Annotated in this window: 23 protein-coding genes and 2 tRNA genes; 9 read left to right on the top strand and 16 right to left on the bottom strand. The window is 71.3% G+C overall.

Going from position 1 to position 25841, the window contains the following annotated elements:
• The 5 genes from GQQ93_RS10070 to GQQ93_RS10050 form a co-directional block, all read right to left on the bottom strand.
• Complete coding sequence (locus GQQ93_RS10070) at positions 1 to 669, bottom strand: ATP-dependent Clp protease proteolytic subunit (protein WP_157424101.1); 669 nt, start codon at positions 667 to 669, stop codon at positions 1 to 3.
• A gap of 26 nt (positions 670 to 695) precedes the next feature.
• On the bottom strand, positions 696 to 1280 hold the full coding sequence (locus tag GQQ93_RS10065; protein WP_022887941.1) for an ATP-dependent Clp protease proteolytic subunit: 585 nt from the start codon (positions 1278 to 1280) through the stop codon (positions 696 to 698).
• A 73-nt stretch (positions 1281 to 1353) separates the two neighbouring features.
• The gene (locus GQQ93_RS10060; RefSeq protein ID WP_157424100.1) at positions 1354 to 1845 is read right to left on the bottom strand and encodes a tetratricopeptide repeat protein; all 492 of its coding nucleotides are present in this window, start codon (positions 1843 to 1845) and stop codon (positions 1354 to 1356) included.
• Positions 1846 to 1930: 85 nt separating this feature from the next.
• Positions 1931 to 3388, bottom strand: a complete 1458-nt coding sequence (gene tig / locus GQQ93_RS10055; RefSeq protein ID WP_157424099.1) for a trigger factor — start codon at positions 3386 to 3388, stop codon at positions 1931 to 1933.
• A 49-nt stretch (positions 3389 to 3437) separates the two neighbouring features.
• A tRNA-Pro gene (locus GQQ93_RS10050) sits at positions 3438 to 3511 on the bottom strand.
• Positions 3512 to 3689: 178 nt separating this feature from the next.
• On the opposite strand from GQQ93_RS10050, the gene GQQ93_RS10045 reads away from it, so the two are divergent.
• Both GQQ93_RS10045 and GQQ93_RS10040 read left to right on the top strand, forming a co-directional pair.
• The gene (locus tag GQQ93_RS10045; RefSeq protein WP_157424098.1) at positions 3690 to 7454 is read left to right on the top strand and encodes an SCO7613 C-terminal domain-containing membrane protein; all 3765 of its coding nucleotides are present in this window, start codon (positions 3690 to 3692) and stop codon (positions 7452 to 7454) included.
• 107 nt (positions 7455 to 7561) lie between these two features.
• Positions 7562 to 7632: transfer RNA gene (locus tag GQQ93_RS10040), tRNA-Gly, on the top strand.
• A gap of 63 nt (positions 7633 to 7695) precedes the next feature.
• Here the strand turns inward: GQQ93_RS10040 and GQQ93_RS10035 are convergent.
• Positions 7696 to 8091, bottom strand: coding sequence for an SHOCT domain-containing protein (locus GQQ93_RS10035; RefSeq protein WP_157424097.1), 396 nt, complete (start codon positions 8089 to 8091; stop codon positions 7696 to 7698).
• A 169-nt stretch (positions 8092 to 8260) separates the two neighbouring features.
• On the opposite strand from GQQ93_RS10035, the gene GQQ93_RS10030 reads away from it, so the two are divergent.
• From GQQ93_RS10030 to GQQ93_RS10020, 3 genes are read left to right on the top strand one after another with little or no spacing between them, the layout of a single operon-like run.
• A complete protein-coding gene (locus GQQ93_RS10030; protein ID WP_157424096.1) occupies positions 8261 to 8749 on the top strand; it encodes a Dps family protein in 489 nt (162 codons plus the stop codon).
• 45 nt (positions 8750 to 8794) lie between these two features.
• A complete protein-coding gene (locus tag GQQ93_RS10025) occupies positions 8795 to 9739 on the top strand; it encodes an alpha/beta fold hydrolase (RefSeq protein ID WP_157424095.1) in 945 nt (314 codons plus the stop codon).
• A 38-nt stretch (positions 9740 to 9777) separates the two neighbouring features.
• Complete coding sequence (locus GQQ93_RS10020) at positions 9778 to 10476, top strand: hypothetical protein (protein WP_157424094.1); 699 nt, start codon at positions 9778 to 9780, stop codon at positions 10474 to 10476.
• Between the two features lie 36 nt (positions 10477 to 10512).
• On the opposite strand, the gene GQQ93_RS10015 is transcribed toward GQQ93_RS10020, so the two are convergent.
• From GQQ93_RS10015 to GQQ93_RS09970, 10 genes are all read right to left on the bottom strand, one after another.
• Positions 10513 to 11172: a response regulator transcription factor gene (locus tag GQQ93_RS10015; RefSeq protein ID WP_157424093.1), complete on the bottom strand. Its 660-nt coding sequence runs from the start codon at positions 11170 to 11172 to the stop codon at positions 10513 to 10515.
• Positions 11173 to 11263: 91 nt separating this feature from the next.
• Positions 11264 to 12685: a sensor histidine kinase gene (locus tag GQQ93_RS10010; protein ID WP_157424092.1), complete on the bottom strand. Its 1422-nt coding sequence runs from the start codon at positions 12683 to 12685 to the stop codon at positions 11264 to 11266.
• Entirely contained in the window at positions 12675 to 14207 is a 1533-nt protein-coding gene (locus GQQ93_RS10005; RefSeq protein WP_157424091.1) for a multicopper oxidase family protein, read from the bottom strand. Before GQQ93_RS10005 ends, GQQ93_RS10010 begins: the two co-directional genes overlap by 11 nt.
• 80 nt (positions 14208 to 14287) lie before the next feature.
• Positions 14288 to 15823: an amidohydrolase gene (locus tag GQQ93_RS10000; protein ID WP_246192263.1), complete on the bottom strand. Its 1536-nt coding sequence runs from the start codon at positions 15821 to 15823 to the stop codon at positions 14288 to 14290.
• Positions 15802 to 16806 carry an Fpg/Nei family DNA glycosylase gene (locus tag GQQ93_RS09995; protein WP_157424090.1) on the bottom strand — a complete coding sequence of 335 codons (1005 nt, stop codon included), beginning with the start codon at positions 16804 to 16806 and terminating at the stop codon, positions 15802 to 15804. The genes GQQ93_RS10000 and GQQ93_RS09995 overlap by 22 nt, the downstream gene beginning before the upstream one ends.
• Positions 16807 to 16810: 4 nt before the next feature.
• A complete protein-coding gene (locus GQQ93_RS09990; protein WP_157424089.1) occupies positions 16811 to 17350 on the bottom strand; it encodes a ribose-5-phosphate isomerase in 540 nt (179 codons plus the stop codon).
• 9 nt (positions 17351 to 17359) lie between these two features.
• Entirely contained in the window at positions 17360 to 18361 is a 1002-nt protein-coding gene (locus tag GQQ93_RS09985) for a DUF2332 domain-containing protein (protein ID WP_157424088.1), read from the bottom strand.
• A 41-nt stretch (positions 18362 to 18402) separates the two neighbouring features.
• The gene (locus GQQ93_RS09980; RefSeq protein WP_170296170.1) at positions 18403 to 19344 is read right to left on the bottom strand and encodes a helix-turn-helix transcriptional regulator; all 942 of its coding nucleotides are present in this window, start codon (positions 19342 to 19344) and stop codon (positions 18403 to 18405) included.
• Between the two features lie 94 nt (positions 19345 to 19438).
• Positions 19439 to 19714: a YgaP family membrane protein gene (locus tag GQQ93_RS09975; protein ID WP_157424086.1), complete on the bottom strand. Its 276-nt coding sequence runs from the start codon at positions 19712 to 19714 to the stop codon at positions 19439 to 19441.
• On the bottom strand, positions 19711 to 20082 hold the full coding sequence (locus GQQ93_RS09970) for a thioredoxin family protein (protein WP_157424085.1): 372 nt from the start codon (positions 20080 to 20082) through the stop codon (positions 19711 to 19713). Before GQQ93_RS09970 ends, GQQ93_RS09975 begins: the two co-directional genes overlap by 4 nt.
• A 43-nt stretch (positions 20083 to 20125) precedes the next feature.
• On the opposite strand from GQQ93_RS09970, the gene GQQ93_RS09965 reads away from it, so the two are divergent.
• From GQQ93_RS09965 to pepN, 4 genes are all read left to right on the top strand, one after another.
• Complete coding sequence (locus GQQ93_RS09965) at positions 20126 to 20488, top strand: rhodanese-like domain-containing protein (protein WP_157424084.1); 363 nt, start codon at positions 20126 to 20128, stop codon at positions 20486 to 20488.
• 544 nt (positions 20489 to 21032) lie between these two features.
• Positions 21033 to 22766, top strand: a complete 1734-nt coding sequence (locus tag GQQ93_RS09960) for an FAD-dependent oxidoreductase (protein WP_157424083.1) — start codon at positions 21033 to 21035, stop codon at positions 22764 to 22766.
• A gap of 67 nt (positions 22767 to 22833) precedes the next feature.
• On the top strand, positions 22834 to 23115 hold the full coding sequence (locus tag GQQ93_RS09955) for a metal-sensitive transcriptional regulator (RefSeq protein WP_157424082.1): 282 nt from the start codon (positions 22834 to 22836) through the stop codon (positions 23113 to 23115).
• Positions 23116 to 23265: 150 nt separating this feature from the next.
• A complete protein-coding gene (gene pepN / locus GQQ93_RS09950; RefSeq protein ID WP_157424081.1) occupies positions 23266 to 25836 on the top strand; it encodes an aminopeptidase N in 2571 nt (856 codons plus the stop codon).
• The last annotated feature ends 5 nt before the right edge of the window (positions 25837 to 25841 follow it).

Below are 25841 nucleotides of genomic sequence, written 5' to 3'. Positions count from 1 at the left end.
CTACCGGGTGATCGCCGGCAGGCTCTTGCGCGAGGTGAGCACCTGGTCGATGAGTCCGTACTCGAGCGCCTCGTTCGCCGAGAGGATCTTATCGCGGTCGATGTCCGCGTTGACCTGCTCGGGCGTGCGGTTCGAGTGGCGCGAGAGCGTCTCTTCGAGCCATCCGCGCATGCGCAGGATCTCGGCCGCCTGGATCTCGATGTCGCTCGCCTGGCCGTGCCCCGCCTCGCCCATGGCGGGCTGGTGGATGAGCACCCGGGCGTTCGGCAGCGCGAGGCGCTTGCCGGGCGTTCCTGCGGCGGCGATGACCGCCGCGGCGGAGGCCGCCTGGCCGAGCACGACGGTCTGGATCTGCGGACGGATGTACTGCATCGTGTCGTAGATCGCCGTCATCGCGGTGAACGAGCCACCGGGCGAGTTGATGTAGAGGATGATGTCGCGGTCGGGATCCATCGACTCGAGCACCAGGAGCTGGGCCATGATGTCGTCGGCCGAGGCGTCGTCGACCTGCACCCCGAGGAAGATGATGCGGTCCTCGAAGAGCTTCGCGTACGGGTCCTGACGCTTGTAGCCGTAGGCGGTGCGCTCCTCGAAGCTCGGCAGGATGTAGCGCGAGCCCGGTGCCTGCACGCCGTTGAAGGCGGTGCCACCGAAGGCGGGGATGTTCATTCGCTCGTTCTCTCTTCTCTCGGTGCCTACGCCTGGGTTCCGCCGCCGCCGGCGACGTCGAGCGCCGACTCGCGGATGTGGTCGACGAAGCCGTACTCGAGCGCCTGCTGCGCGTTGAACCAGCGGTCGCGGTCGCCGTCGGCGTTGATCTGCTCGACGGACTTGCCGGTCTGCGCGGCCGTGATCTCGGCGAGGCGCTTCTTCATGTCGAGGATGAGCTGCGCCTGCGTCTGGATGTCGCTCGCGGTGCCGCCGAAGCCGCCGTGCGGCTGGTGGAGGAGCACGCGCGCGTTCGGCGTGATGTACCGCTTGCCCTTCGTGCCCGCCGTGAGGAGGAGCTGCCCCATCGAGGCGGCCATGCCGATGCCGACGGTGACGATGTCGTTCGGCACGAACTGCATCGTGTCGTAGATCGCCATGCCGGCCGTGATCGAGCCACCGGGCGAGTTGATGTAGAGGTAGATGTCCTTCTTCGGATCCTCTGCGGCGAGCAGCAGCAGCTTCGCCGCGATCTCGTTGGCGTTGTCGTCGCGCACCTCGGAGCCAAGCCAGATGATGCGGTCCTTCAGCAGTCGATCGAAAACACCGGTGCCTGGTGTCGGTTCGGCCATGTGTCGCTCCGTTTCGGTTGTCGCGTTGAATCGAATCTATCCGGTGCAACGCGCGCGAACCGGGCTGTTCGCCCTAGGCGGATGCCGCGAGTTCCGCCGCGTAGGCAGCCAGCGACACGCGGTAGCGCGGCAGGTGGGGTGCGAGCGCCGCGAGGGCGTCGGATGCCGCGCGGCGGGCGTCGCCCGCATCGACCCTCGCGAGCGCACGGAACGCGACGACCGCGTCGCGGAGCTCGCCCGACTCGGGCTCGACCTCGTCGAGGAGCGCGATCGACTCGAGCGGCCGTCCGAGGTTGCGAATGGTCGAGGCGAGCTGGACATGCGCCTGCACGCGCTCCGAGCCGGTCAGGCCGCCCTCGATCGCGCGACGGTAGAGCGGCTCGGCCTCTCGCTCGAGCCCGGCCGAGTCGCGGGCACCGGCCCGCTCGAAGAGCGCGAGCGGGTCGTGTTCACCGCGTTCGGCGGCCAGCGCGTCGATGCGCCGGATGACCTCGAGCTCGCCGAGCTCGTCGGCCGCGGCCCACACCTCGTCGACGCGTCGCTGCCACTCGCTCGTCTCGTTCATCCCGTCTCTTCCTCTGCCGACCGTCACGGCGACGACGAAAGGGCCGAGCGAGAACGCCCGACCCTTTCGTACTGCGATGCGGTGATTACTCCGCGTCAGCCTTCTTCGGCGCGCGCTTGCGAGCCGGCTTCTTCTCCTCCGCAGGCGCCTCAGCGGCGTCCTCGGCCGGCGCCTCGGCGGCCGCCTTCTTCGGAGCGCGCTTCTTCGCGGCGGGCTTCTTCTCCTCGGCGGGAGCCTCGGCGGCCTCGTCGGCGCTCTCGTCGTCGCCCACGGCGGTGAACTCGGAGAGGTCGACGGGGTTGCCCGAGGCATCCGACACCTTCGCCTTGCCGAGCGCGATCGCGAGCGCCTTGTTGCGCGCGACCTCGCCGACCATGGCGGGGATCTGGCCCTGCTGGCTCAGGATCTGCACGAACTCGTTCGGGTCCATGCCGTACTGCGCAGCACCCTGGACGAGGTACTGGGTGAGCTCCTCCTGGCTGACCTGGACCTTCTCGGCCTCGGCGATCGCGTCGAGGAGGATCTGGGTCTTGAACGCCTTCTCGCTCGACTCGGCGACCTCGGCGCGGTGCACGTCGTCCTCGAGGCGGCCTTCGCCCTCGAGGTGACGGTGCACCTCGTCGTCGATGACGCCCTGGGCGACCGGCACGTCGGCGAGCTCGAGGAGCTTCTCGACGAGGAGGTCGCGAGCCTGGTTGCCCTGGCCGAAGACCTTGTTGCGGCCGGCCTGCTCCTTGAGCGACGCGGTCAGCTCGTCGAGGGTGTCGAACTCGCTCGCGATCTGCGCGAAGTCGTCGTCGGCCGCGGGGAGCTCGCGCTCCTTGACGGCGCCGACCGTCACCGTGATCTCGGCGGTCTCGCCCTCGTGGTCGCCGCCGAGCAGCTTCGAGGCGAAGGTGGTGGTCTCGCCGGCCGAGAGCGTGTCGAGCGCCTCGTCGATGCCCTCGAGCAGCTCGCCCGAGCCGAGCTCGTACGAGATGCCGCTGGCGGTGTCGACCTCGGTGCCGTCGATCGTGGCGACGAGGTCGAGGGTCACGAAGTCGCCCGACTTGGCGGGGCGGTCGACCGTGATGAGCGTGCCGAAGCGGCTGCGCAGGCGGTCGAGCTCCTCGGTGACCTCGTCGTCGCCGACCTCGACCGAGTCGACCACGAGCTCGAGGCCGTCGTAGGCCGGCACCTCGATCTCGGGGCGGACGTCGACCTCGATGGCGAGCAGCAGCTCACCCGAGAAGTCCTTCTCGCTCGGCCACTCGACGATGTCGGCCTCGGGGCGGCCCATCGGGCGCAGCTCGTGCTCGGCGACGGCGGCGCGGTAGAAACCGTCGAGGCCCTCGTTGACCGCGTGCTCGAGCACGGCGGCCTTGCCGACGCGCTGGTCGATGATGGGCGGCGGCACCTTGCCCTTGCGGAAGCCGGGCACGTTGACCTGCTCGGCGATGTGCTCGTACGCGTGGGCGATGCTGGGCTTCAGCTCGTCGGGCGTCACCGAGATGGTGAGCTTGGCGCGAGTGGGGCTCAGCTTCTCAACCGAAGTGGTCGGCATGGGGAAGATCTCCTGTTGTGTGGAAGTTCGTGTCGAGTCGAGCAACTCGTCGGGGCGACAGGATTCGAACCTGCGACTTCCCGCTCCCAAAGCGGGCGCTCTACCAAGCTGAGCTACGCCCCGAGTCGCCGACTCAACTCGTCGATTCACCCGCGCGGGCATGCCGAAACACACGTCAGGCGGGTGGACCCCGGAAAGTCTACTGCACGCGCGGCGGGCGCTGCTGACCTCGACCGTCCGAGCACGACGCGCCTGTGGAGCGATCACGCGGTCAGGACCGCTCGGCTGGCAGAGTGTCGCCATGACCGACCGACCGACCGCCGCTCCCGACGGCGCGCTGCGCTGGCCTGCCGACCCCGCGTTCTTCGTCGACACGACGCGCTGCCCCGCGTGCTTCGCTCAGCTGCCCTCCCCACGATGCGCCGCCTGCGGGCTCGACCTCGGCGTGCCCGCCTCGCTCGAGCTGCTCGAGGTCGGAACCCGCCTCCACGCCGCGAGCGCGACGCGGGTCGAGCTCATCGCACGCATGCGTGCCGCACAGAGGGCGGTCGAGGTCGCGAGGTCGGTCGAGGCGCAGCCGCCGACCGCGGCGCCCCCGTCGCCGATCGGCGCGAGCGCCCCGGTGGCTGATGCCCCGGCACCGGCTGCGCCGATCATGCCGGCACCGGCACCGTCGTTCGCGGTGCCGGCGCCGGCACCGGCACCCGCGCCGGCCGCGGCATCGGCCGCGCCGCCGTCGTCCCCGCCCCCGGCCGCCTCCGCCTCCGCCTCCGCACATCGTGCGCGACGCTCGGGCGTGCAGGTCCTCCTCCTGACGCTCGGCGTCGTGCTCATCTCGATCACCGCGATCGTGTTCCTCTTCGTCGCGTACCTCGTGGCGAGCCTCGAGGTGCGCTCCGTCATCACCGCCGCGCTGAGCATCGTGGTGCTCGGCATCGCCTGGCTGCTTCGTGCGCGGCGGCTGCCCGGAACCGCCGAGGGCGTCGCGTCCGTGGCCGTCGTCCTGCTGCTGCTCGACGTCTGGATCGTGCGCACGAACGGGCTGTTCGGCACCGACTCGCTCGACGCCGTCGGGTACACGGGCGGCGCCCTCCTCATCGTCGCGGCGCTGCTCGCCCTCGCCCGGCGCATCACCGGCATCCGCACGACGGGCTACGCCGCCGCGGCCCTCCTGCCGATCTCGGCCGCCCTGCTCGCCTCGCAGCTGGCCCCCGCGGGCGACGTCGTCACCGGGGTGTGGGCGGGTTCGCTCGCCACCGCGGTGCTGGGCGCCGCCGCGCTCGCCCTGCCGCCGATCGTCGAACGCACGATCCTGCTCGCGGCGGGCTTCGCCGGGGGCGTCCTGGCGCTGCTGACCGCCGCCTGGGCGATGCCCGAGCTGGCGTGGCATCCGCTCTGGGGCTTCCTCGGCACCGCCGCGGTCTGGCTCGTCCTCGTCATCGCACTCGGCGCCCGGGCGGCCGCCGTTCCCTCGGCGTGGCGCGTCACCGCCGCCTCGGCCTTCGGGCTCAGTGCGGCGCTGGCACCGGCGGTGTCGATCGCCGTCGAGATCGAACCCGGCACGGCGATCTGGCTCGCGCCGGCCGTGACGGGGGCCGTGCTCTGCCTCTTCGCATTCGCCCTCCGACGAGCGAGCGTCCGGCGCGGGGCCGAACTCGGCGCCTTCCTCGCCGGCGCGCTCGTGGCCGTGGGCTCGGCCCTGCCCGGAGCGCTCGTCGGCATCGCCGCGATCGGTTCCCGGCTCGTCCGAGACCGGCTTCCCGCCCCGGGTCTCCGCGGAGACGGCGCGCTCGGCCTCGATGCCGCGACCGAACTCGGTGCGGTGCTCCTGCCCGTCGTCGTGGCCCTCGGCAGCGCCGCGACGCTCGCGATCATCGGCCGGTTCGGCCGCTTCATCGCCCTCCCGGTCGGAGCGGCGCTGGCAGCGCTCCTCGTCGCCGGCGCGGTCGTCGATGCCCCGTGGGCCACCGCGTCGATCTGGCTCGCCGTGGCACTCGGCGCGCTCGCCTGGGCAGGCTTCTCCCGCCGCGCCACGGGGGGCCTGCTCGCCGTCGCAACGGTCGCGGGCGTGTCGGCCGCGATCCTCGCCGTGGTCTTCGGCTTCACCGCCCCCGAGGTGTGGCCCGCGACGAGCGGGGCCGTGCTCGCGGCCGCCGTCGGCGGGCGGGCGCTCGCGGGCCGGATCTGGGGTCGGCAGGCGGCGGCGACCGGGATCGTGCATGTCGTCGTCGCGGCCGCGCTCACCGTCACCGTGCTCGCATCGCTCGTGTGGTGGCTCGAGTCGAGGGGCGTGCGGTTCGACGAACCGTCGTCCGCCCCGTGGCTGGTGCTCGGCATCGGCGCGTCGCTGCTCATCGGCGTCGCCGGGCTCGTTCGTCTCGGCAGCCCCGGCGACCGCATCGCATTCACCGTCCCGCTCCTCGCGAGCGCCGTCGTCGCCGCAGGCGAGTTCGTCGTCGTCGCACCGGATGCCACGTGGTCGTGGCTTCCGGCGACGCTGCTCGCCGCGGCATCCGTGCCCTGGCTGCGGCCCTCGGCGCCGGCAGGACTGCGCATCGCCGTCGCCGCGATCGCACCGCTGGCGCTCGGCGCGGCGGGCGGGCTCCTCGCCCTCGAGCTTGCCGGATCGGAGGCACTCGCCTACACCGTGGCCGGTGCCGCGCTCGCGAGCGCCGGACTCGCGCATCTCGTGTCGCGCGGCCGCGACGACGCCGCCATGATCGGCTGGTCGGCCGCGGTCGGCCTGCTCGGACTCCTCGCGATCACGTGGACGCTCGCGGGCGCAGGCGAGCCGTGGCTGGTGTTCGCGATCCTCACGCCGGTGCCGATCGTGCTCGCCGCGCTCGCGGGCGACCCGGTCGGCGGCGAGAGCCCCGTGCGCCACTTCGCCTGGCTGAGCGCCGCCCTCGCGGTCTTCGCCGTCTGGAACCGCTTCCTCGGCGACGGCGTCGACGAGGTCGAGGCGTACACGCTGCCGCTTGCGGCGGCGCTCCTGGTCTGCGGCGCGCTCATCACGTGGCGGCGTGCGCCCGAAGGGGCGACCTCGCGAGGGCGCACGGCGTTGTTCGCCGTCGCTGCGGGCGTCGCGGTGCTGCCAAGCGTGGGCTCGGCCGGCGCATCCGAGTTGCGCACGCTCGTGCTCGTCGCAGGGGGTGCCGTCGTCGCCATCGCCGCCGGGTTCCTGCCGCAGACGCTACGCGGCGTGCCCGTGCGCCTGCTCGCCGCGGCGACCGGGTGGACCGCCGTCACCGGTGCGGCGCTCGTTCGGGGCATCACCGTCGCGCAGACCGGCGACAGCGGGCTGCCGCTCGAGTTCTGGCCCCTCGTCGCGCTCGCGAGCGGCCTCGTCGTCACGGTCGTCTGGGCCCGCACGGACTCGCGACCCGCGCTCGTCGCAGAAGCCGGGCTCGCCGCCTCGCTCGTCGCGGCGACACTCCCGACGCTGCTCGCGATCGTCTCCGACGACGCGTCTGCGCTGCGCGCGGCCGTGCTCTTCACCGTCGTCGGCGCAGCCCACGTCGCCGGCGCCGCGACGCGGGCACGTCCGATCGCCGGGCCGATCTTCGCGTGGACGACACGTGGCGTCCTCGTGCTGGGCGGGCTGATCGCGCTCGTGAGCGCGACGGTCGACCCGTTCGACCTCGTCACCGCTCCGGTCGGGCTCGCCCTCGTCGCCGCGGGCGCCGTCGCGATGCGCCGCTCCCCCGCGCTCGGCAGTTGGCCAGCGCTCGGTGCCGGGCTCACGATCCTGCTCGCGCCGGCGCTGCTCGCCGACTTCGTCGACCCCGAGCTGTGGCGCATCGTCGCCCTCGGCGCGGTCGCGCTCGCGACGCTGATCGCGGGCGTGATCCGCCGGCTGCAGGCGCCGTTCATCCTCGGCGGGGCGGTGCTGCTCGTGCCCGCGCTCGTGCAGCTGTGGCCGGCGATCACCTGGCTCTACGAGGCCGTGTGGTGGTGGCTCTGGCTCGGCATCGCCGGCGTGCTGCTCGTGGTGCTCGCGGCGACGTACGAGCGTCAGCTGCGGCTCGCGCGCAGCACGATCAGCTCGATCGGCGCGTTGCGATAGCGGTTTCGCCGGGCGGCGCCGACCACGTGCAGGCTCTCCCGGCACCCAGGTGCACGAAGGTGCCGACGGCGTGTACTAGGATGATCCAGTGCCCGCGAGCGGGTCACGGGGATGTAGCTCAATGGTAGAGCCTCAGTCTTCCAAACTGATTACGCGGGTTCGATTCCCGTCATCCCCTCCGGATCAGCCGAACGGCCCGCGACATCGTCGCGGGCCGTTCGGGCATCTGCTGCGGAACCCCTCAGAACTTGTTGCCGAGCGCCTTGTTCTTGAGCGCGTCGAACTCCCCCTGCGTGATGGTGCCCGCGTCGAGCAGCGCCTTCGCCTTCGCGATCTCATCGGTGGGGCTCGCGAACGAGACCGATCGGATGTACTCCTCGCTGTACTCCTGGTACTCGTTCTGCTTGCGCGCCGACCGTTCGGCCATGCCGCCGCCGCGCGCGATCAGGTAGACGAGCGCGGTGAGGAACGGCACGAATACGAGGAAGATCAGCCAGACGGCCTTCAGCCACCCGTTCAGCGAGTGGTCGCGGAAGATGTCGATGATGATGTAGATCAGTGCGAACAGGTACGCGACGTAGGCGAACGCCCAGAACAGGAACCAGAACCAGTCCCAGAGACTGTTGAGGAAGAACATGCGGGCAGACCCCTCTCGATCGGAATGAGCACAAACTATCGGTTCGCCTCATCGCCGGGGAAGACCGGCACTCGAAGTCGCGCAGGGTCAGCCTTGCCTTCCCTTCCTTGAAATACCCGGGCATCTGCGTAGCGTTGAAGAAGACATCACTCCAGGGAAGGTGGACACGATGACCGACATCCAGACCGCACCGAAGACCGGATCGAACGCCGACGTCGCCGCCGGCGTCGCCCAGTACCTCACCCCCGTCGTCCACGAGCTCGTGGCCCTCGCCGTCAACGGCAAGCAGGCCCACTGGCACGTTCGCGGGGCGAACTTCATCGCCGTGCACGAACTGCTCGATGACGTCGTCGCCCATGCGCAGGACTGGTCGGACCTCGCGGCCGAGCGCGTCGTCGCCCTCGGGCTGCCGATCGACGGCCGTCTCGGCACCGTCGCAGCGAAGAGCGGCGCGAAGGACCCGAAGCTCGGCTTCCTGCCGTACGACGAGGCCATCGCCGACGTGGTCACGCAGATCGATCTCGCGACCGAGAAGGTCAATGCGGCGATCGAGGGACTCGGCGAGCTCGACCCCGCCAGCCAGGACGTCGCGATCGAGATCCGGCGCGGCCTCGACAAGGACCGCTGGTTCCTCTTCTCGCACATCGCCGTCAAGTAGACGAAACGATGGCGGGCTGACGGGCCCGGGTGCAGAATTGCCGGTATGACGGCGGAAGCATCCGGGCCCGAGCCGTCTCAGCGTGCCGGGCACGCCGAGACGGTTTCCACTCGGCATCGCGAGCGCAAGACGCCCCGGCGCCCGCAGTCGATGCTCGCTGAGCGCTGGACGACCGTCGAGGGGCTCGACGTGTTCTACCGCGAGTCGCCCACGCCGCCCGCCGATGCCCCCGTGGTCATGCACGTGCACGGATTCGGGCTCTCCGGCCACTACCTGCTGCCGACGGCCGAGCTCCTCGCCGACGACTTCCACACGCTCGTGCCCGATCTGCCCGGGTTCGGTCGCAGCGCCAGGCGGCCGCGATCCGAGCTGACCCTGGTCTCCCTCGCGGAGGCTGCGGCGCGGTTCCTCGACGCCCTCGGAATCGAGAAGGCCACACTGCTCGGCAATTCGATGGGATGCCCCGTCATCTGCGAGTTCGGCCACCACTTCCCCGATCGCCTCGAGCGCGCGATCCTCGTCTCCCCCGCAGGGGGCCTGCACAATCAACCGCTCGTGCGCGCGATGGCGCAGCTCGCCCGCGACGGCGGCCGCGAGCCGCGCCGCATGGTGCGCGTCGCCGCGCCCGACTACCTGAAGTTCGGGGTCGCGAGCACCGTCAAGATGTTCGGTGCGCTCACCCGGTATCCGACTCTCGAACGCCTCCTCGCGCTGCCCGTCCCGATCCTCGCCGTGCTCGGCGACCGCGATCCGCTCATGCCCGATGCGGAGCGCGTGCACGAGGTCATCGCCCATGTCGACGCCGACGTCACCGTCGTCGTCATCGAGGGGGCGGCGCACGCCATCAACTTCAGTCATCCGGGCGAGCTCGCGCACGTGATCCGGCAGTTCATGGCCGACGCGCCGATCACCGACGATCCCGACTCGCCGGGTGCGGCGAAGGTCGTCGAGCTCCATCGCGGTCCGCGGGGACGCTCCACCGGCGGCTGACCGTGGCGGCCTGCGCGGGCCGGGTGCAGAATGCGGGTATGACGGCGGATGCTCCGCGGCACGCGCAGTCCGACGGCGACGACGCCGCGCGGCTCGACGATGCGCAGAAGTCGCTGCGCGCGCAGCTGCTCGCGACCGAGCACTGGAGCCTGCTCGCCTCGCGTTCGACGACGCAGAGCGAGGTGCTCACGCGCATCGCGATCTTCCTCACGCTCGTCTCCGCCGGGCTCGTCACCCTCGGCGTGCTCGGCAACGCGACCGGCTTCCGAGGATGGTTCGGGGTCGCCGCGCTCGGCATCCTGGCGCTGCTCGTGCTGCTCGGCGCGATCACCCAGTTGCGGGTGTTCAACTCGGCGACGGAGGATCTCGCATACGTGCTCGCGATGAACCGTCTGCGGGGCGCCTACCTCGATCTCGACCCGGGTCTCGAACCGTACTTCCTGATGGGCACGAGCGATGACGAGGCCGGCATCGGCACGACGTACTACCCGTTCGCCGTGCGCGACCGATCGCAGGTGTTCGCGAGTTCGGCGATGGTCATGCTCGTCGTGAACACCGCGCTCATCGGCCTCTTCGTCGGCGCGATCGTCTCTGCGCTCGGCGGGTCGCTCGGCTGGTCGATCGCGACGGGCGTCGCCGTCGCGCTCGTGGAGTTCGCGCTGTGGATGCTCAAGGGGTACCGCAGCTATCGGCAGGTGGTCGGCACGCACGTGCCGCTCCGACGCGCCGCGGACTGACGAGTCGACCCGCAGAGGCCGGGCCCGGCACGGTGATCAGCGCTGCAGCCAGGTGAGCACCGCGAGCACGCGCCGGTGATCGGTGCCCGAATCCTCGAGGGCGAGCTTCTGGAAGATCGAGGTCACGTTCTTCTCGACCGCGCCGACGCCGATGAACAGCTGCTTCGCGATGCCGGCGTTGGTGCGGCCCTCGGCCATGAGCTCCATGACCTCGCGTTCGCGCGGCGTGAGCGACGCCAGCGGGTCGCTGCGCCGCGAGAGCAGTTCGCGCACGACCTGCGGGTCGAGCACGGTGCCGCCCTCGCTCACCCGTTCGACCGCGTCTTCGAGTTCGTCGAGCGAGGCCACCCGATCCTTCAGGAGGTATCCCATTCCGCCCTCGCCCGACGACAGCAGTTCGTGCGCATAGGTGCCCTCCACGTACTGGCTGAGCAGCAGCACCCCGAGCTTCGGGCGTCGACGACGGAGTTCGATCGCCGCGCGCACCCCCTCGTCGCGGAATGTCGGCGGCATGCGCACGTCGAGCACGGCGAGGTCGGGATCGGTCTCGTCGATGGCCGCGAGCAGCGAGTCGGCCTCGCCGTAGGCGGCCACCGTCTCGAAGCCCGCCTCGTCGAACAGACGCACGAGGCCTTCGCGCAGGAGCACCGAGTCTTCGGCGAGCACGATGCGGAGAGGGCGGGCCGGGTCGGTCATGCCCCCACACTATCGGCGGGTCCTCGCCGGTCGAGGAGTGAGCGAAGCGAGCGTCTCGAGACCCGAGGATCTCGAGACGGCCCTGGCGGGCCTACTCGATCGGCGAGGGCGCAGCGGACGCGGCGATCGGGACGTACGGGATGTGCGCCCCGATCGTCGTCGGCCCGCCGACCGGGCTGTCGACGACGAAGAGCCCCTGCAGGCCCTGCACGCGATCGGCGAGGCCCGCGAGCCCGTGGCCCGGCAGCGTCGAGGCGCCGCCGCGCCCGTTGTCGGTCACCCAGAGGTCGAGCCAGTGGCCCGTCTCGCCGGTGTCTCTCGTCGAGACGACGAGTCGGACGCCGGTGGCGTCGGCGTGCTTCGCCGCATTCGTGAGCAGCTCGGCGACCACGAAGTACGCGTTGCGCTCGATCGGCGATGGCAGCGAGGCATCCGGCAGTGCGATCTCGACCTCGACCGGAACCGGGCTGCGCGTCGCGAGCGAGCGGAGACCGACCGCGAGGCCGCGGTCCTGCAGGATGGGCGGGGCGAAGCCCCGGGAGAGCGCCCGCAGTTCGTCGAGGGTCTCGCGGGCCTGGTCGCGCGCCTCGCCGAGCAGTTCGCGGGCGGACTCGGGATCGCGGTCGAGCTTGCGTTCGATCGCGGCGAGGTCCATCTGCAGGCGCACGAGACGCTGTTGCGGGCCGTCGTGGATGTCGCGTTCGAGGCGTCGGAGCGAGGCGTCCTCGGCCTGCACGGCCGCGCCGCGCGAGGCGGAGAGCTGGGCGACCTCGCGCTCGAGCGCCTCGGAACGCCACGCGCCGAGCATGCCGCGCGCGATGACGTCGTGGAGGAGCGTGAGCCCCCGGAACACGAGCGGCAGCGTGGCGAGGAAGATGAGCCCCACGATGAACTCGAAGATCGTCTCGGCGATCACGGGGTCGACGTCCCAGGTGTTGCCGGGGAACATGAACTCGAGCACCCACTCGACGGGCCAGACGTCGCGCCCCGAGTCGGGGATGTAGCGCTGCCAGATCCACCCGGTCGTGCCGGCGAGCGCGACCGAGCTCCACGCGACGGTGAGGCTCCAGCTGATGACGCTCACGATCGGGTTCACGACCATGCCGTGCAGCAGGTACAGCCAGTAGTGCCCGTCGACGAACGGCGCGAAGGTCGCACGCCAGAAACCCTGTTCGCGATCGCCGCGTCCCCATGCGGGCTGGATGGTCTCGGGTCGGCCCGCCCACCGGAGACGCACCAGCTCGAGGGCGCCGAACCCGCGCGCCATGAACAGCGACGCGACGACGATGAAGATGCCGAACACGAGGAAGATCAGGCCGAGACCGGTGAAGAACGTCGTGGAGAGCAGCACGAGCCCGGTGATCGCGATCGGCATCGTGAGGATGAGGAAGCCGAACTCGCGCGGCACGGTCGCCCACATCGACCAGTAGCCGCGGCGGCGCGGCGGTGCGTCGCTCGGCGCGCCAGTCGGCGCGACCGGGGTCGGTCCGGGGTTCGTCGTCTCAATGCTCATGGTGGGTCCCTCCAGTCATCGTGGCAGATTGACCGGGCTCGACGACGGCGAACTGCCCCATCATCCCCTGGTCTTCATGCCACAGCAGGTGGCAGTGGTACATGTACGGCGTGTCGGTGTCGGTGTAGTCCTCGAACCGCATGAGCAGCTCGTACTCGGTCTCGGGTTCGGTGAAGATGGTGTCCTTCCAGCCCGCGAGCTCGGGCGGGGGCGCCTCGCCGTCGATCGTGGCGATGCGGAACTGCACGTCGTGCACGTGGAAGCTGTGCGGCACCTGCGTCGCGTTCTCGACGACCCAGCGTTCGAGGGTGTCGACCGTGACGGTCTCGTCGACGCGCCCCATGTCCATCGATTCGCCGTTGATCTCGAAGCTGTCGCTGAGCTCGAAACGGCGGGTCGTGACGACGTCGGCCTCGTCGAAGTCGGCGATCGTGTTGAGCTGCGCCGGAACGTCGGGTGCCGCCTCGAGCGTGTCGGCGGCGCGCACCTCGAGCACGTCGAACGCATCGCTGCCGCCGTTCGTGTCGGCGACCGGGCCGACGAGGCCGGCGATCTCGGGCGTCATCTGCGACTGCAGCACGAGCCGCTCACCGGGTTCGACGCGCAGCAGCACCTCGGCGCGCTCGCCCGGCGACAGTCGTACCTGGTCGAGCGGCACGGAGGCTTCGAGGAGGCCGCCGTCGGTGGCGATGAGCTCGATCGGACGGTCGTCGCTCCAGGCGAAGGCGTAGCTGCGTGCGGTGGAGGCGTTGAGCAGGCGCAGTCGCACGAGCTCGTCGCCCACCTCGAGGTAAGGGCTGCGGGTGCCGTTCACGATGAGCTCGTCGCCGAGCCCGCCCGCGTAGCCTCGCTGCTTCGTCTCGAGTTCGCCCTCGGCCGAGAGGCCCGTGTCCTGAACGATCACGGGGATGTCGTCGACGCCGTACTCCCCCGGCAGGCCGAGCGAGCGCTCGTGCTCGTCATGCAGGAGGAACATCCCCGCGAGCCCCCGGGCGACGTGGTCCTCGGTCTCGCCGTGCGGATGCGGGTGGTACCAGAGCGTCGCCGCCTGCTGGTCGATGTCCCACTCGGGCGACCACGAGGCATCCGGCGCGACCATCTGGTGCGGCCCTCCATCCATCTCGGGCGGCAGGTGCATGCCGTGCCAGTGCACGGTCGTCGGCTCGTCGAGCGAGTTCGTCACGTCGACGCGAATGTGTTCGCCGAGCTCGGCGACGAGCGTCGGGCCGAGATACGAGCCGTTGAAGCCCCACGTGCCGCTCGCCTCGCCCGGTTCGAACTCGGTGGTGCCGGCCTGCGCGTCGAGCGTGAACACGCGTGTGCCCGCGGCGTCGACCGTCGAGTCGGCGAGCGGCGGGATCGCGAGCGGCCGGTCGAAGTCGACCTCGCCGACGGTCGAGACGGGGCCGGGGGTGACGATGCCGCACCCGGCGAAGGCCACGGCGACGAGGCCGCCCGCGGCGAGGGCCGCGATCGCGGTGCCGAGCGCGGCGCCGGGGCGGCGGAGGCGTGTCCGAAGCATGAATCCAGCCTCGCGATCGGCGCCCGTGCGCCCCACCCGGCGGACGCCCGGATCTCGGCGGGGGTTTTCCCCCGTCGCCGCTACAGCCGCGAGTACGTGAAGCGTCCGGCGACGAGCGTCGCGGCGACCGGCATCGACCGCAGCTCGTCGGCCGACGCCGCGAACGGGTCGAGCTCGACGATCGCGAGGTCGGCCGGCTGCCCGGCGCGCACGGTGTCGCCGGCCCCGTTCGTCGACGCGGAGAGCGCCGCCCGTGCGTCGATCGACTGCTCGGGATGCCACGGGGTGCGCCCGTCGCGCGCCCGCCCGACGGCGGCGGCGATCGCGATCCACGGGTCGAGCGGCGCGACGGGAGCGTCGGAGCCCAGCGCGAGCTCGACCCCGGCTGCGGCGAGTTCGGCGAGCATGAACGCCCGATCGGTGCGGCCCGCCCAGTAGCGGTCGGCGACGTCGCGGTCGTCCATCGCATGCTCGGGCTGCACGCTCGCGACGATGCCGAGCCGGGCGAACCTCGCGACGTCGTCATGGCGGAGCAGCTGGGCGTGCTCGATCGAGCCGGTGCAGCCGACCTCCTCGAATGCGTCGAGCACCCGCGCGTTCGCCCGATCGCCGATCGCGTGCACCGCCGGCGTGATGCCGTGCGCGTGGGCCAGACGCAGGTGCGGCACGAGCTCGTCGTACGGCACGGTCGCGAGACCGTGCGGATGCGCGTGCGCGTCGAGCCCGGGATACGGGTCGAAGCACCACGCCGTGCGGGTGTTCAGCGAACCGTCGGTGATGACTTTGGCGCCGCCGACCGTGACGAGGCCGTCGGTGCCCTCGACCTCGTCGCCGGTGCGCAGGCCCAAGGCGATCGCCCGCTCGAGGTGCTGCGGGTAGATGCCGAAGGCGACGCGCAACGGGAACCCGCCGGCGGCCCGGCGGACCCAGTCGTCGCGGTTCCAGCGCATCTCGTAGTCGACGACCCCGACGACGCCGCGTTCGGCCGCGCGTCGGGCGGCATCGGCGACCCAGCCGTCGAGGAGCGCATCGGCGACGTCGTCGAGTTCGCGGACGAGCGCGAAGCACGCCTCCTCGCGGAGGACGCCGTCGTCGGGCAGCGTCACGCCGTGCCGACGCGCCGCCGCCGAGTTGAGCCAGCAGGCGTGCAGGTCGGCCGCGACGAGCACGACGGGCGCCTCGCCCGACACCGCGTCGAGCAGCGCCGCCGATGGTGCATCCGCCCAGAGCCCGTCTCGGTACCCGAATCCGGCGACCTCGGTCGCACCGGCCGCGATGGCCGCCGCGACGAGGCCGGCGACCTCCGCCGCGCTCACGGCGCTCGAGAGCTCGAGCCTGCGAGAGACCATCGCCCACTGCGAGAGGTGCACGTGACGGTCGTGGAGGCCGGGGACGACGAAGCACCCGTCGAGCTCGATGCGCCGAGCGACGCCGCCCGAGGCGGGAGCCTCAGTCAGCGGCCCCCCGCTCCCGGCGGGGCGGACCGCCGCGATGCGCCCGCCGGCGAGGTGGAGATCGACCGGCTCGGCGATGCCGGGGAGTCTGGCCCCCTTCAGCAGCAGCGGCACGGCGTCGTCGCGCTCGCGCTCGCGCTTCAAGCCTGGCACGACGGGCACCAGTAGAGCTTGCGGGCGCCCATCTCCTCGAGCACGATGTTCGTGCCGCAGACCCGGCACGGCAGCCCCTCGCGCTTGTACACCCAGTGCCGGTCGTCGCGGCTCGCCATCGCGGCCCGGTACGCCTCGGCGTCGAGGTCGTCCATCGTCATCATCTGCCCGGTCTCGACGCCGATGCGCAGGAGTCTGGCCCAATCGCGCCAGAGCTCGCGCACGAGTTCTTCGCGCACCCGGCGTCCTGGCGTGTGCGGATTCAGACGTGCGCGGAACAGCAGTTCCGCCCGGTAGACGTTGCCGATGCCGGCGACGACGTTCTGGTCCATGAGCAGCAGCCCGATGGGCGTCGGCTTCTTGCGGACGACGCTCGTGAAGCGTTCTTCGGCGTCGGGCCCCGGGTCGAGCAGCGGGTCGGGACCGAGCTTCGCGACGGTCTGCTCGACCCGCACGGGGTCGAGCACCTCGCAGGCGGTCGGCCCGCGGAGGTCGGCGCAGATCGTGTCGGTGAGCAGTCGCACCCGCACCTGCCCGATCGGCTCGGGCGGGAAGGTGTCGAGGGTGTTGCCCTCCTTCTCGGACTCGGCCATGCGCAGCCGGGTCTTGCGGGGAGCGCCGATCGAGCGCAGCGAGTTCTCGCCGGCCTCGTCGAAGACGACCGCGTCGGGGTTCGGCGCGTCGAGGAACGTTCCGCGCTGGTTGGTCTGCCCCATCCGCCCGTTCGCCGAGGCGATCGTGGCATCCATCAGGATCTCGCCCGAGAAGTCCCACGCCCCGTACATGCCGAGGTGCACGCGCAGCCAGACATCGCCCTCGAAGCCGAGGAACATCTGCTTGCCCACGGCGCGGGCGTCGGTCATGCGGCGCCCGTCGATCTCGGCGGCGCCCACGGCGAAGCGCCCCTGCGGGCTCGACGCGTGGACGACGTGGCCGACGAAGTTGCGCTCGAACTGCCGGGTGATCCGGTGGACGGAGTGGCCCTCGGGCACCCTGCTACTCCGCCGTGGCCTCGGCGCCGGGCATCACGCGCCGTGCTGAGCCCGTCGAAGCATCGACGCCCTTGCCCGCGATGTCGCCCGTCGTCTCGTACTCGGCGAGCTGAGCGATGCGGCGCACGTGGCGCTCGTCGCCCGAGAACGGCTCGGCGATGAAGGCATCGATGTACCGGATCGCCTCCTCGACGGTGTGCTGGCGAGCACCGATGGAGATCACGTTCGCGTCGTTGTGCTCGCGGGCGAGGATCGCCGTGTCCATGCTCCAGACCAGCGCGGCTCGGATGCCGGACACCTTGTTGGCCGCGATCTGCTCGCCGTTGCCCGAGCCGCCGAACACGACGCCGAGCGCCCGCACGCCGGCGGCCTGGTCGCGGGCGACGCCGAGCGCGGCGTTGATGCAGAACGCCGGGTAGTCGTCGAGCGCGTCGTACTCGACCGGACCGTGGTCGATCACGTCGTGACCGGCGTTCGAGAGGTGGGCCGTCAGGGTCCGGCTGAATTCGAGGCCCGCATGGTCGGTCGCGATGTGGATGCGCATACAGCGATTCTAGGGATTCGGCACCCACGTGAGCGCGCGCCCGTGCGGCTGCGCCCAGGCCCGCTGCACGCCGTCGAGCGCGAGCACGAAGTCGCTCGAGTCGTTCGGCACGTCGTCGCGCGCCCGGATGCCGGGGACGACCCCGCGCCCCTCGACCGAGAGCCAGTGCCCGGGCAGCTCGCGCACGGCCTCGGCGAAGCGAACACGCGCCCCCTCGTCGAGGTAGGCGATCACCGCCGTGTGGAACACGACGAGCGTCGCGTCGGCCGGCGCCTCCGCGGCGAGCGCTGCGAGGCGTTCGTTGAGGTCGCCCGCGACGAGTCGCGGCGGGTCGGATGCCACGATCGCCGCCGCCGCACGCAGGCGCTCGCGCCGGTCGTGATGCTCGGGCCAGATGAGCGCGTCGAGCCAGTCGAGGTCGTCGGGGTTCGTCACGTCGAGCGGATTGAGGTCGATGCCGGCGCGCCACACGACCTCGGGCAGGCGGCCGGGCACCGGCACGGGGGCGGTTCCGTGCGACTCGCGCGTCTCGCATTCCAAGATGACCCGGCTCACGCCGTCGGCGGGGTCGAGCCGCTCGTGCCCCGAGTACCGGTAGCCGTACCGGTCGGGGTAGAGGCAGAGCCCGGCCGAGGCGCCGACCTCGAGCAGGGCGAGCGGCCCCTCGATCTCGGCGAGTACGGGCAGGTGCAGCGCGCAGCGGCCGGCCTCGTTCGTCTGCGTGGCGTGCGTCTCTGCGGTGGCGCGGACCTCGGACCAGTGCTCGCGCAGCCACTCGCGGAAACCCGCGTACGGGCCGGGCCGCGCACCGTGGAATCGCGCCGCCGAGAATACGAGGTTCGGCTGCCGCTTCGCGGGCGCCAGCTCGTCGATCAGCGCGACCGTCGCGGGGTCGCCCGCGATACCGAGCGCCCACGCGTCGTACGTCGCCGACAGGCCGCGCGCCTCGACCTCGGCGAACGCTCGATAGCGTTCGGCGGTCGGCGCGGAGCCGTCGGTCGTGGTGCGCATGGCGTCAGGCTACGCCCGCGGTCGGCTCCGTGGCATCCCGACTACCCCCACCCGTGCTCGCGCGCGTGCCAACCGAGCTGCACCCTGCTCGTGACCTCGGCGCGCGCCATCAGCGCGCTGATGCGCCGCTGCACCGTGCGCGGCGAGGTCTCGAGCTGGGTCGCGATCGCCGCGTCGGTGAAACCGGCGAGCAGCAACTGCATGATGCGGCCGTCGTCGGCGTCGAGTGCCTCGTTCGTCGTGCCGAAGGGGCGCGAGTTCGCCCAGACCGCGTCGAAGAGCCCCTGCGCGAGCTGGGCGGGACCGCCTCGGAGCACGAGGCTCGGGTCGACGCCGGTGCCGCGGCCGGCGACGGGCAGCATCGCGAAGCGGCTGTCGACGACGATGAGCTTCAACGGGATCTGGCCCGTCGTGCGCACGTCGACGCCCGCCCCGAGCGACTGCTCGACGTTGCGCACCGCATCGGGCTCGACGAGGAAATCGCGATCGATCACCGCACGAGCCCGGATGCCGCGGGCGAGCGCCGCGGCCTCCTCGGTGTTGTCGTCGCTGACGACCTGCGGGCGCCCGGTGACGAAGATGTCGATGCGCTCGCGCGCCGAGTGCTGGAGCTGCAGGAACCGACGCCCCACGGCATCCGGACCCTCGACGACCTCGATGAGTTCGCGCTCGCTGCTGCCGAGCGCGCTCGAGCGGTAGGTGCCGACGAGTTCGGCGAGCGCGAGCTCGGCCTCGTTGAGCCGGTCGCGCTGCTCGGCGAGCTGCGCGGCGAGCGCGAGGTCGGGCGGGGTCACCGCGAAGCGATGGCTCTCCCCCGGCACGGCGAGGCCGCGTTCGACGAGCCCGTCGACGGCGATGCGCACCCGACCGGGTGGGAGAGCGATCGCGTCGGCGAGTTCGAGCAGATGCGCGCCGGGGCGCGACATGAGGGCGCGGTAGACCGCTTCTTCATCGGCGGTGACGCCGAGGTACTCCAAGGCCATGTCTCCCCTGAGCTGCGTGGTCGGTGTTCTCTGCATTCTCACGCATGCACGAAGGGCTGCCGACCAGTCGGAGCACGATCGGCGCCCGCCGTGGTCAGTTCGGGATGCGTTCGCGCGCGTCGGGATATCCGAACGCGTTCGATTCGTCCTCGGCGGGTCGGCGCGCACCGAGGTCGATGGGGCACCATCCGGTGATCGCGCTCACGGCGAGCAGGGAGCTGCAGATGGCGGCGGGGACGGCGAAGAGGAGGTTGTCGAGGCTGCCGACGGCGAAGGCCGCGAGCAGGACGGCGATGGCGCCGCGGAGGAGGCGCTCGCCCCGACGGGTTGCGCAGGCTCGCCGCGCGATGCGCGCACCTCGCCGCGTCATGAGGCGGCCTCGCCCTGCGATGCGAGAGATCGGCGGACCTCGTCCATGTCGAGCGCCCTGGCTCGGGCGATGACCAGGTCGAGGCCGACCCGATCGAGTGCGCCGGGGCGAGCGTGCACGATGACGCCCTCGCGGAAGACCATGAGGGTCGGGATGGAGGTGATGCGGAATCCTGCGGCGAGCGCGGGCTCGGCCCCGGTGTCGACCTTGCCGAAGAGGAGGTCGGGATGCGCCTCGGATGCACTTTCGAAGACCGGTGCGAAGGATCGGCACGGGCCGCACCAGCCCGCCCAGAAGTCGACGACGACGAGGTCTTCGGTGCAGACGGCGTGCTCGAAGTTCTCGAGGGTGAGCGCTACGGATGACATGCACCGATTCTGACATTAAATACCCCTGGGGTATAGTCGATGCATGAACACACTCCGGACCGCCCTCCTGGTGACCGTCGTCGCTGCGGGATCCATGACCCTGACCGGGTGCACCGCCGCCGAGCCGATCGAGCTCGGCTCCGACAGCATCGTGCTCGATGTGCGCACCGACGCGGAGTTCGCTGCGGGACACCTCGACGGCGCCGTGAACCTCGACCTGAGCGGCGGCGACCTGGCCTCCGCGATCCCGACGCTCGACCCCGGGGCCGAGTACGTCGTGTACTGCAAGTCGGGCAATCGATCGAGTCAGGCGACCGCCATGCTCGAGCAGGCCGGGATGGAGGTCACCGACGCCGGCTCGATGCAGCAGGCATCCGAGGCGACCGGCCTCGAGATCGTGCGCTGAGCAGGTCTCCCACCTGCTGCACACCATCCATCACCCGACACACCCATCCATCACCCGACACCCCACGACCGCGATCACCCGATCGCACCGAAGGAGAACACCATGTGCAGCCCCACTCCGTGCACCTGCGGAAAGACCACCTGGGCCGGATGCGGACAGCACGTCGAAGACGTGCGCGTCCACGTGCCCGCCGAGCAGTGGTGCGACGGCGACCACGACTGACCGCCGAGACGAGCATCGAACGAGGAGGAACCCGCACGCATGTGTCGAGCCACGACCTGCCGCAAATGCGGCAAGACCACTTGGGCCGGATGCGGCCAGCACGTCGACCAGGTGCTTCGCGGCGTCCCGCGCAGCCAACGCTGCGCGGGTCACGAGAACGACCCGAAGACCGGATTCTTCGCGCGCCTGTTCGCTCGCTGAGCACACCGGCCCAGGAGCCGGACCGGGTGGCGGGGTTCTCGCCCCGCCACCCCTCCCCCATCGCCCCACACCGCCACCCCGCTCCCAGCAATACCTCAGGGGTATACAGCAGACTGGAACCATGAACACGCAGACGCCTCGCATCACCCCCGCAGCCGACCCTGCGCGGCAGCCGCGCACCGTCATCGTCGGCGGCGTCGCCGGCGGCATGTCAGCCGCGACCCGCCTGCGTCGCCTCGACGCCGCGCGCGAGATCGTCGTGATCGAGCGCAGCGGCGCCGTCTCCTACGCGAACTGCGGGCTCCCCTACCACGTCGGCGGCGTGATCCCCGACCGCGGGGCGCTCGAACTGCAGACCCCCTCGCGCCTCGGGGCGCGTTTCGGTCTCGACGTCCGCGTGAACACCGAGGTCGTCGGCATCGACCCGGGCGCACGCACCGCGACCGTGCGCGACCTCCGCACCGGCGAGACCGAAGAACTCGCCTACGACGAGCTGATCCTCTCGCCCGGCGCCTCGCCGCGCCGCCCGGCGGCCGGCCCCGACGCCCCCCTCGCCACCCTGCGCACCCTCGACGACCTCGACGAGCTCATGCAGCGCGTCGGCGAGCTCGCTCCCGGCGCACCGGTCGTCGTCATCGGTGCGGGCCACCTCGGCATCGAGATCGCCGAGAACCTCCATCGCCGCGGCCTGCGCACCACGATCGTGCAGCGCGAAGACCGCATCCTCCCGATCCTCGACGCCGAGATGACCGCCCCGCTCGTCGACCACCTCGCCGATCTCGGCATCGAGGTGCGTCTCGGTATGACGGTCGACGAGATCCACGCGCACGGCGTCCGACTCTCCGACGGCGAGCGCCTGCCCGCCGAACTCGTGCTCGCCTCGATGGGCGTGATCCCCGAGACCGAGCTCGCCCGCACGGCCGGCGTCGCGGTCGGTGCGAGCGGCGCGATCGCCGTCGACGGCCTGCACCGCACGAACGTCCCCGGAATCTACGCGATCGGCGATGCCGCCGAGAAGACCGATGCCGTCGACGGCACCTCCAGGCCGGTCGCCCTCGCAGGCCTCGCCAACCGGCACGGCCGCCACGTCGCCGACGTCATCGCCGGCGCGGACGCCACCCCCGCCCGACCCGCACTCGGCACCTCGATCGTCGACGTCGCCGGCATCACCGCCGCCTCGGTCGGCTGGAACGAGGAGACCGCACGCGCCAAGGGCCGTGCGTTGCGGGTGCTTCACAGCCACCCGCTCTCGCACGCCGGGTACTACCCCGGCGCCCAGCCGATATCGCTGAAGCTCATCGTCGACGCGGCCGACGACCGCATCCTCGGCGCCCAGGCCGTCGGCACCGACGGCGTCGCGAGGCGCATCGACGTGATCTCCGTCGCGATGAGCGCCGGCCTGACCGCATCGGCCCTCGCCGACCTCGAACTCGCATATGCGCCGCAATACGGCAGCGCGAAAGACCCCGTCAACCAGCTCGGCTACGTGGCGCGCAACCGCGCCGCAGGTCACGACGCGACCATCCAGTGGCACGAACTCGACGACGCGATCGACGACGGCGCACTGCTGCTCGACGTGCGCGCCGAAGGGCAGCTCGCCGAGGGCCGCATCCCGGGCGCGACGTGGATCCCGGTCGAGGAGCTCCGCGACCGCCACCACGACTTCGCCGGCCGCCCGGTCGTGGTGCACTGCCGCGTCGGCCAGGGAGCCCACACCGCGGCGCGACTGCTCGCCGAGCTCGGCCACGATGTGCGGAACCTCGACGGCGGCTACCTGACGTGGCGTGACGGCATGCGGGCGAAAGAGCTCGCAGCCGTGGCGTCCGAGCGGATCGAAGACTCGGACGCGGCATGATCGAGCACACCGCGCCGCGGCGCATCCGCGACTCGAACCACCCGACCCGAAAGAGAGGCAGCATCACATGAGCGCCATCGAAGACCCCGCTGCGGCGCGCCGCATCGCCAACCGGCTGAAGCGCGCGCGCGGCCAGCTCGACGCCGTCATCGCCGCGGTCGAGTCCGACGCCGACTGCCGCACCGTGATCACGCGTCTCGCGACCGTCACGAGCGCCCTCGACAAGGCGGGTTTCGCCATCATCTCGCAGGCGATGCAGGAGTGCCTCGCCCCCGAGCGCGAGGACGACGACGACGCCCGCGACGGCAAGGTCGCGGAGCTCGAGAAGCTCTTCCTCAGCCTCACCTGAACACCCCAGGGCCGAGGGGCGACATTCCGCCATGGCGAGTTCCCGCCGCACCGGGTCCGGCCCCCTCCGACGACGATCGAGTCGACGGGTCTAGGCTGGAACGCGTTGCCTGCGGCCACGAGCCGCGTCGATATTTGCGAAGGAGCGCACGTGCCCGGAGAGAACCTCACCCGACTCGAAGCCGAGGAGCGCGCCGCGCTCGTGACGGTGCACGACTACGACGTCGTCCTCGACGTCACCGTCGGCCCCGAGGTCTTCACGACCACCACGACCGTGCGCTTCGACGCGGCGACGCCGGGTGCGTCGACGTTCATCGACGCGATCACCGCGAAGGTGCACTCGGTCACCCTCAACGGCGTCTCGCTCGACCCGGCCGAGGTGAGCGACGGCGTGCGCATCCAGCTGCCGAACCTCGCGGCCGAGAACCTGCTCGTCGTCGAGGCCGACGGCCGCTACATGAACACCGGTGAAGGCCTGCACCGCTTCGTCGACCCCGCCGACGGCGAGGTGTACCTGTACACCCAGTTCGAGGTGCCCGACTCGCGTCGCATGTTCGCCGTCTTCGAACAGCCCGACCTGAAGGCCGCGTTCACGTTCACCGTCACGGCCCCGTCGCACTGGCAGGTCGTCTCGAACCAGCCGACGCCAGAGCCGCAGCTGCACCCGTCGGGCCGCCGCGCCGACGACGTGTCGACCGCGACCTGGGCCTTCGAGCCCACCCCGCGCATGTCGAGCTACATCACCGCGCTCATCGCCGGCCCCTACGACGTCGTACGCGACGAGCTCACGAGCTCCGACGGCCGGGTCATCCCGCTCGGCGTGTTCAGCCGCAAGAGCCTCTCGCAGTACCTCGACGCCGACTACATCTTCGAGAAGACGAAGCAGGGCTTCGAGTACTTCGAAGCCAAGTTCGACGTGCCCTACCCGTTCGACAAGTACGACCAGCTCTTCGTGCCCGAGTACAACGCCGGCGCGATGGAGAACGCGGGCGCGGTGACGTTCACCGAGGTCTACGTCTTCCGCTCGAAGGTCACCGACGCGATCAAGGAGCGCCGCGTCGTCACGATCCTGCACGAGCTCGCGCACATGTGGTTCGGCGACCTCGTCACCATGAAGTGGTGGAACGACCTCTGGCTCAACGAGTCGTTCGCCGAGTGGGCCTCGACCATCGCGACCGCCGAGGCCACCGAGTGGCACCACGCGTGGACCACCTTCAACTCGATGGAGAAGAGCTGGGCGTACCGCCAGGACCAGCTGCCCTCGACGCACCCGATCGTCGCCGAGATCCGCGACCTCGAAGACGTGCTCGTGAACTTCGACGGCATCACCTACGCCAAGGGCGGTTCGGTGCTGAAGCAGCTCGCCGCCTGGGTGGGCATCGAGGCGTTCTTCACAGGCGTCTCGGCCTACTTCAAGAAGCACGCCTGGGGCAACACGACCCTCGCCGACCTGCTCGGCGAGCTCGAGACCGCCTCGGGCCGCGACCTGTCGGGCTGGTCGAAGCTGTGGCTCGAGACCGCGGGCGTCAACACCCTGCGCCCCGAGATCGCCACGGATGCCTCGGGCGCGATCACCTCGTTCACGGTGCTGCAGTCGGCCCACCCCGACTACCCGACCATCCGCCCCCACCGCCTCGCGATCGGCTTCTACAACCTTCGCGACGGCAAGCTCGTGCGCGAGCACCGCGTCGAGCTCGACGTCGACGGCGAGCGCACCGACGTCGCCGAGCTCGTGGGCCTCGCGCGCCCCGACCTCGTGCTCCTCAACGACGACGACCTCGCCTACGCGAAGATCCGCCTCGACGAGCAGTCGCTCGAGGTCGCGATCGCGAACCTGTCGAAGATCGAGGACCCGCTCGCCCGCGCCCTCGTCTGGAGCTCCGTGTGGGATGCCACACGCGACGCCGAGACGGGCGCGAGCGACTACCTCGAGCTCGTGCTCGGCAACGTCGCGAGCGAGACCGAGTCGACGACGCTGCGCATCATCCTCGCGAACGCGCAGCTCGCGGCGAGCTCCTACGTCGCCCCCGAGCACCGTGCCGACGCACGCCGTGCGCTCGCCGACGGCTTCTGGCAGCTCGCGCAGCAGGCCGAGGCCGGCAGCGACGCCCAGTTCCAGTTCGTGAAGGCCTTCGCCTCGATCGCCGAGGCCGGGTCGCACGTCGACGCCCTCGCGGGCCTCTTCGACGGCTCGATCACGCTCGACGGCCTCGACATCGACACCGACCTCGGTTGGGAGCTGCTCATCGCACTCGTCGCGGCCGGACGCGCGGGCGACGCCGAGATCGACGCCCGACTCGAGTCCGACAAGACGGCCACCGGCCAGGAGTCCGCCGCGCACGCCCGCGCGGCGACGCCGACCGCCGAGGGCAAGCAGCGCGCGTGGGCCTCGGTCATCGACGTCGACACGGCGACGAACTCGGTCGTGCGCACGACCGCGACCGGCTTCGTGCGGGCCGACGACCAGTCGCTGCTCACCCCGTTCATCGAGCGGTACTTCGGCATGCTCGGCGAAATCTGGAAGACCCGCAGCTATGCGATCGCCGAGAAGCTCGTCGACCTGCTCTACCCGGCCACGCTCGCGAACCGCGCCCTCGTCGACGCGAGCCACGCCTGGCTCGACGCCAACCAGGACGCCCCGCCGGCCCTCCGCCGTCTCGTGATCGAGAACGTCGCAGGCGTCGAACGCGCGCTCGCCGCGCAGGCGCGCGACGCGCAGTAGTCGCA

Origin of the sequence: Agromyces lapidis (assembly GCF_009749405.1) — a bacterium.
GTDB lineage: Bacteria > Actinomycetota > Actinomycetes > Actinomycetales > Microbacteriaceae > Agromyces > Agromyces lapidis.
This window is presented reverse-complemented; position numbering and strand designations above follow the sequence as displayed.

What these genes read in the sequence shown, in the direction of transcription:
- GQQ93_RS10070 (WP_157424101.1), bottom strand. Translation starts at nt 669, where the DNA reads ATGAACATCCCCGCCTTCGGTGGCACCGCCTTCAACGGCGTGCAGGCA.
- GQQ93_RS10065 (WP_022887941.1), bottom strand. Translation starts at nt 1,280, where the DNA reads ATGGCCGAACCGACACCAGGCACCGGTGTTTTCGATCGACTGCTGAAG.
- GQQ93_RS10060 (WP_157424100.1), bottom strand. Translation starts at nt 1,845, where the DNA reads ATGAACGAGACGAGCGAGTGGCAGCGACGCGTCGACGAGGTGTGGGCC.
- tig (WP_157424099.1), bottom strand. Translation starts at nt 3,388, where the DNA reads ATGCCGACCACTTCGGTTGAGAAGCTGAGCCCCACTCGCGCCAAGCTC.
- GQQ93_RS10045 (WP_157424098.1), top strand. Translation starts at nt 3,690, where the DNA reads ATGACCGACCGACCGACCGCCGCTCCCGACGGCGCGCTGCGCTGGCCT.
- GQQ93_RS10035 (WP_157424097.1), bottom strand. Translation starts at nt 8,091, where the DNA reads ATGTTCTTCCTCAACAGTCTCTGGGACTGGTTCTGGTTCCTGTTCTGG.
- GQQ93_RS10030 (WP_157424096.1), top strand. Translation starts at nt 8,261, where the DNA reads ATGACCGACATCCAGACCGCACCGAAGACCGGATCGAACGCCGACGTC.
- GQQ93_RS10025 (WP_157424095.1), top strand. Translation starts at nt 8,795, where the DNA reads ATGACGGCGGAAGCATCCGGGCCCGAGCCGTCTCAGCGTGCCGGGCAC.
- GQQ93_RS10020 (WP_157424094.1), top strand. Translation starts at nt 9,778, where the DNA reads ATGACGGCGGATGCTCCGCGGCACGCGCAGTCCGACGGCGACGACGCC.
- GQQ93_RS10015 (WP_157424093.1), bottom strand. Translation starts at nt 11,172, where the DNA reads ATGACCGACCCGGCCCGCCCTCTCCGCATCGTGCTCGCCGAAGACTCG.
- GQQ93_RS10010 (WP_157424092.1), bottom strand. Translation starts at nt 12,685, where the DNA reads ATGAGCATTGAGACGACGAACCCCGGACCGACCCCGGTCGCGCCGACT.
- GQQ93_RS10005 (WP_157424091.1), bottom strand. Translation starts at nt 14,207, where the DNA reads ATGCTTCGGACACGCCTCCGCCGCCCCGGCGCCGCGCTCGGCACCGCG.
- GQQ93_RS09990 (WP_157424089.1), bottom strand. Translation starts at nt 17,350, where the DNA reads ATGCGCATCCACATCGCGACCGACCATGCGGGCCTCGAATTCAGCCGG.
- GQQ93_RS09985 (WP_157424088.1), bottom strand. Translation starts at nt 18,361, where the DNA reads ATGCGCACCACGACCGACGGCTCCGCGCCGACCGCCGAACGCTATCGA.
- GQQ93_RS09980 (WP_170296170.1), bottom strand. Translation starts at nt 19,344, where the DNA reads ATGGCCTTGGAGTACCTCGGCGTCACCGCCGATGAAGAAGCGGTCTAC.
- GQQ93_RS09975 (WP_157424086.1), bottom strand. Translation starts at nt 19,714, where the DNA reads ATGACGCGGCGAGGTGCGCGCATCGCGCGGCGAGCCTGCGCAACCCGT.
- GQQ93_RS09970 (WP_157424085.1), bottom strand. Translation starts at nt 20,082, where the DNA reads ATGTCATCCGTAGCGCTCACCCTCGAGAACTTCGAGCACGCCGTCTGC.
- GQQ93_RS09965 (WP_157424084.1), top strand. Translation starts at nt 20,126, where the DNA reads ATGAACACACTCCGGACCGCCCTCCTGGTGACCGTCGTCGCTGCGGGA.
- GQQ93_RS09960 (WP_157424083.1), top strand. Translation starts at nt 21,033, where the DNA reads ATGAACACGCAGACGCCTCGCATCACCCCCGCAGCCGACCCTGCGCGG.
- GQQ93_RS09955 (WP_157424082.1), top strand. Translation starts at nt 22,834, where the DNA reads ATGAGCGCCATCGAAGACCCCGCTGCGGCGCGCCGCATCGCCAACCGG.